The 1956-nt window shown below is 74.3% G+C and carries 1 protein-coding gene and 2 pseudogenes; all 3 read right to left on the reverse strand.

Going from position 1 to position 1956, the window contains the following annotated elements; all coding sequences use genetic code 11:
• A pseudogene (locus N4P33_RS34935) lies at positions 1-516 on the reverse strand (hypothetical protein); the annotation flags it as partial.
• Positions 516-1202 (reverse strand): RNA polymerase sigma factor, encoded by a 687-nt coding sequence (locus tag N4P33_RS34940; RefSeq protein WP_260830930.1) that lies wholly within the window; start codon positions 1200-1202, stop codon positions 516-518. The gene N4P33_RS34940 and the pseudogene N4P33_RS34935, both read right to left, overlap by 1 nt.
• A 404-nt stretch (positions 1203-1606) precedes the next feature.
• Positions 1607-1956 (reverse strand): annotated as a pseudogene (locus tag N4P33_RS34945) (hypothetical protein); the annotation flags it as partial.

Here is a 1956-nt window from a genome sequence, read left to right on the forward strand (position 1 = left end):
GACTACGAGGTCAACATCCCGATGCGCCTGAACGTGCAGGCGTCGGCCCCGGTCGGCGCCGGGTTCTCGCTCGGCGCGACGATCTACGGCGACACGGACTCCGGTTCCGGCCAGGGCGGCGGCTCCGCCGACCATGCCGGCGGCGACCGCGGCGGCCAGCGCGAACCGCACCGGGCGGGTCCAGCGCGACCGGTGGACGGTTACGGGTGCGTCCGCGCGCGGGGTGCCGATGGTGACGAGGCCCGCCTCCAGGGCCGGCTCTCCGGCCTTGCGGGCGGCGCCCTCCGTCTCGTACCGCCCGTGGCGCTCCTCGCGCGTCTTGCGGAAGGCGGCGAGCGCGGCGGCCTCGCCGGGGAGTTCTTCGCTGGTCAGCGGGGGCGGGGAGAGCGCGCCGAGGGTCCTGGCGAGCCGTTCGGCCCGTTCGCGGGCAGCCGGATCGGCAGCTTCGGGCGGCAGTCCGCTCAGCAAACGCTCCGCCGTTTCGCGGTCCAGCCACCTGTGCTGCTCGTCGGCCATCACATGTCCTTCTGCGTCCGCGCTCGCATATGCGTCACACTCGCGGACGTCACCGCACGGCGGTGCGGTTCTCTGTGGGGCTCTCTCTGGGGCGGGAGGGCGTCGAGCACCCCGGGGGATTCCGGATGCGTCTCCGGGTCGGCGCCGATCATGTCCGCCAGTCGTTTCAGGCCACGGTGCGCGGCGGTGCGGACGGCGCCGGGCCGCTTGCCGAGGGTCTCGGCGGCGGTCTTCGCGTCGAGGCCCACGACCACCCGCAGCACGACGGCCTCGGCCTGGTCCTGCGGCAGCCGGGAGATGAGGGAGAAGGCGCCGTCGGTGGCCAGTGCCTCGATGGCCTCACCGGCGGTGTCCGACTCGGCGGCCCGTTCGGCCAGCTCGGTCTCGTCGCCGCCGATCGCGGGGCGGCGGCCGCGCATGCGTATGTGGTCCAGGGCCCGGTTGCGGGCGATCCGGGCGGCCCAGCCGCGGAAGCGGTCCGCGTCACCGCTGAACCGTTCCAGGTCACGGGCTATCTGCAACCACGCCTCGGAGGTCACGTCCTCGGCGTCGGGTTCGCCGACCAGGGTCCGTACGTATCCGAGCAGCCGCGGGTGCACGGAACGGTACACAGTCCGGAACGCGGTCTCGTCCCCGTCCTGTGCCGCACGCACCGCGGCGGTCAGCTCCGCGTCGTCCCCCAGCACCGCAGGCCCTTCTGCGCCCCAACCGGCGCCGCTGTCGCGGACCGGGTCGCTCGCCGTCGTGTTTCCTCGTTCGGTCGTCTGGCCGTCTGGTCGTCGAGGCGTCAAGACCGCAGGTGGTCGCGGTGGTCCTGCCCCCGCCCCGATGGCGCGAAAGGCACGTTACGGCCTGAAACCACTCGCCGTCCATGTCTGTCCAGGATGCAACTAACCCGTGACACAGCGGGGTGTGACAGAAAACGCACTCTCGGCGCTGTAGGAAGTACGGGCCGCCGCGCGGCCCGTGCCGCGCGACGGCCGGGGCCTCTCCTGTGGGGGGTGGCGGCCCCGGCCGTTGCCTCGGCCTCGGCACGCCGCTGCCACGGGCGCGTGCGGTGTCGTCCGTCCTGCCTGGTCACAGGCGTAGGTTACGGGGTCTTGTTCCGGCCCTCGGGCCGGCCGGGTGCGCCCCGGTCGCCGTCCTTGCCGCCGGTTCCCTTTTTCTGGTCGCTGCCGGGGGCGCCCTTCGCGGTGCGGGCGGGATCAGCCGCCTTGTTCCCGTCCCGTGTCCGCCCGGCGCAGTAGGCGTCGATGTTCTCCTCGCCGCCCGCGGCCTCGGTGAGCCGCTGCCACGCGGTCGCGTCCAGCGCCTTGCCGCGGCCCGCGACCTGCTCGTACGCGCGACAGTGGGCCTCGGTGTCCTGGGCGCCGGCGGGGCGGTCCGACGTCTTCGGCGCGTCGGGAGCGGCCGGTGGGCGGCCGGCGGGCGAGCCGGCGG

Source organism: Streptomyces sp. 15-116A (assembly GCF_025290915.1).
Taxonomy (GTDB): domain Bacteria; phylum Actinomycetota; class Actinomycetes; order Streptomycetales; family Streptomycetaceae; genus Streptomyces.